The sequence below is a fragment of the Pseudomonas chaetocerotis genome (assembly GCF_015712105.2).
GTDB lineage: Bacteria > Pseudomonadota > Gammaproteobacteria > Pseudomonadales > Pseudomonadaceae > Aquipseudomonas > Aquipseudomonas chaetocerotis.
The window spans coordinates 1-2,563 of record NZ_JACFYX020000027.1 but is presented as its reverse complement, the minus strand read 5'-3'; the positions used below and the strand labels follow the sequence as shown (position 1 = coordinate 2,563).

General features: G+C 66.0%; 1 protein-coding gene. It reads left to right on the top strand.

What is annotated here, in order from left to right; translation table 11 throughout:
* A partial coding sequence (locus H3221_RS25465) for a Tn3-like element TnAs1 family transposase (protein WP_224490808.1) occupies positions 1-2,563 on the top strand: 2,563 nt, incomplete at both ends.

Sequence of the window (2,563 nt, the reverse complement as noted above, 5' to 3'; positions counted from 1 at the left end):
CGCGTTGCCAGAAAGCCAGGATGACCTGATCCGCTACTACACCTTCAACGACTCCGACCTGTCGCTGATCCGTCAGCGGCGCGGCGACGCCAACCGCCTCGGCTTCGCCGTGCAACTCTGCCTGCTGCGCTACCCCGGCTATGCGTTGGGCACTGACAGCGAGCTGCCCGAACCGGTCATCCTGTGGGTGGCCAAGCAAGTCCAGACCGATCCGGCGAGTTGGACGAAGTACGGCGAGCGCGATGTGACCCGTCGCGAGCACGCCCAGGAACTGCGCACCTACCTTCAACTGGCCCCGTTCGGCCTGTCCGACTTCCGCGCCCTGGTGCGCGAGCTGACCGAACTGGCCCAGCAGACCGACAAGGGCTTGCTGCTGGCCGGCCAGGCGCTGGAGAGCCTGCGGCAGAAGCGACGCATCCTGCCGGCGTTGAGCGTGATCGACCGGGCTTGCTCGGAGGCCATTGCACGGGCCAATCGGCGGGTCTACCGCGCCCTGGTTGAACCGCTCACGGACTCGCATCGGGCCAAGCTGGACGAGCTGTTGAAGCTCAAGGCCGGCAGCAGCATCACCTGGTTGACCTGGCTGCGCCAGGCACCGCTGAAACCCAACTCTCGGCACATGCTTGAGCACATCGAGCGGCTGAAGACATTTCAGCTGGTGGACTTGCCCGAAGTCCTGGGCCGGCACATCCACCAGAACCGCCTGCTCAAGCTGGCCCGCGAGGGTGGGCAGATGACGCCCAAAGACCTCGGCAAGTTCGAGCCGCAGCGGCGCTATGCGACCCTGGCCGCCGTGGTGCTGGAGAGCACTGCAACCGTGATTGATGAGCTGGTGGATCTGCACGACCGCATCCTAGTCAAGCTGTTCAGCGGCGCGAAGCACAAGCATCAGCAGCAGTTCCAGAAGCAGGGCAAGGCGATCAACGACAAGGTGCGCCTGTACTCCAAGATCGGCCAGGCGCTGCTGGAGGCCAAGGAAGCCGGCAGCGACCCCTATGCCGCCATCGAGGCGGTGATCCCCTGGGACGAGTTCACCGAGAGCGTCAGCGAAGCCGAGCTGCTGGCCCGGCCGGAGGGCTTCGACCACCTGCACCTGGTCGGCGAGAACTTCGCCACCCTGCGCCGCTACACGCCGGCTCTGCTGGAGGTATTGGAGCTGCGCGCCGCCCCGGCCGCGCAGGGCGTGCTGGCAGCCGTGCAGACGCTGCGCGAGATGAACGCCGACAACCTGCGCAAGGTGCCGGCCGATGCTCCCATCGCCTTCATCAAGCCGCGCTGGAAGCCACTGGTGATCACCCCGGAAGGCCTCGACCGGCGCTTCTACGAAATCTGCGCCCTGTCCGAGCTGAAGAACGCCCTGCGCTCCGGCGACATCTGGGTCAAGGGCTCGCGGCAGTTCCGCGACTTCGACGACTACCTGCTGCCGGCCGAGAAGTTCGCCGCGCTCAAGCGGGAACAGGCCCTGCCGCTGGCGATCAACCCGAACAGCGACCAGTATCTGGAAGAGCGCTTGCAGCTGCTGGACGAGCAGTTGGCCACTGTCGCCCGCCTGGCCAAGGACAACGAGCTGCCCGATGCCATCCTCACCGAGTCCGGGTTGAAGATCACCCCGCTGGATGCGGCGGTGCCGGATCGGGCGCAGGCGCTGATCGACCAGACCAGTCAGTTACTGCCGCGCATCAAGATCACCGAACTGCTGATGGACGTGGACGACTGGACGGGCTTCAGCCGCCACTTCACCCACCTGAAGGACGGGGCCGAGGCCAAAGACCGGACGTTGCTGCTGTCCGCGATCCTCGGTGATGCGATCAACCTCGGGCTGACCAAGATGGCCGAGTCGAGCCCCGGTCTGACCTACGCCAAGCTGTCCTGGCTGCAAGCCTGGCACATCCGCGACGAGACCTATTCGGCGGCCCTGGCCGAGCTGGTCAACCACCAGTACCAGCATGCCTTCGCCGCCCACTGGGGCGACGGCACCACCTCATCCTCCGATGGCCAGCGTTTCCGGGCTGGCGGCCGGGGCGAGAGCACCGGACACGTCAACCCGAAGTACGGCAGTGAGCCGGGACGGCTGTTCTACACCCATATCTCCGACCAGTACGCGCCGTTCAGCACCCGCGTGGTGAATGTCGGCGTGCGCGATTCCACCTATGTGCTCGACGGCCTGCTGTACCACGAGTCCGACCTGCGGATCGAGGAGCACTACACCGACACGGCCGGCTTCACCGATCACGTCTTCGCCCTGATGCACCTGCTGGGCTTCCGTTTCGCGCCGCGCATCCGCGACCTCGGCGAAACCAAGCTGTACGTGCCGCAGGGCGTGCAGACCTACCCGACGCTGCGGCCGCTGATCGGCGGCACCCTGAACATCAAGCACGTCCGCGCCCATTGGGACGACATCCTGCGCCTGGCCAGCTCGATCAAACAGGGCACCGTCACTGCCTCGCTGATGCTGCGCAAGCTCGGCAGCTATCCGCGCCAGAACGGCCTGGCCGTGGCCCTGCGCGAGCTGGGCCGGATCGAACGCACGCTGTTCATCCTAGACTGGCTGCAAAGTGTTGAG